The sequence below is a fragment of the Psychrobacter sp. 1Y4 genome (assembly GCF_051847555.1).
The window spans coordinates 1-615 of the sequence record NZ_JBPYDE010000791.1 but is presented as its reverse complement, the minus strand read 5'-3'; the positions used below and the strand labels follow the sequence as shown (position 1 = coordinate 615).

Below are 615 nucleotides of genomic sequence, written 5' to 3'. Positions count from 1 at the left end.
GCTGCATGGCTGCTAGCAAGTCAACATTGGCATATTGCTGTAGCACCACAGGATTACTCATACCTTGGTCATCGATATCTTGTTGGTACATTTTTGTGATGGTCGTGATTTTCATATCAGCCACAGCAGCTTGTTTCTGAGATGCTTTTGTTACATTTGCTGTGGCAGTACCGACAGTTGTCAGTGCTATGGTTGATAGCAATATCAGCGATTTATATGCTGGCATGTCGTTCTCTACGAGATCTTATCTTATAAGTGTTACGGTCTATTACATCATAGCCATATAACGACTCTGCTGTATTATCGTATCATTCAGGTTCACTCATCAAAATTCCGATTACATAGCGCTTTTATGCTCGTTTTATCTATTGTGATGACAAATTTTAGTGGCTTATCGTGACGTTTATTTCGCTAATAACTGTGGTAAGGATGCTTTTATGATAATACTACCTACCTTTTTTAAGGAAAAATCTACAATATTGGCTTCTAGTGGCCTTTTATTGCTTACTTTGACCGCGACTGGTTGTCAGTCCGCTTCTGAGTCCAGTGAAGCCACTGTTTCTCAACCTACCAGCACCTCAGCAACGCCTATAAGTACTGATATCAGTCAACAAA

The 615-nt window shown here is 40.0% G+C and carries 1 pseudogene; it reads right to left on the bottom strand.

The features are described 5' to 3' along the window. Positions 1-226, bottom strand: a pseudogene (locus ACS8FC_RS18905) (hypothetical protein); the annotation flags it as partial. Positions 227-615 lie beyond the last annotated feature (389 nt).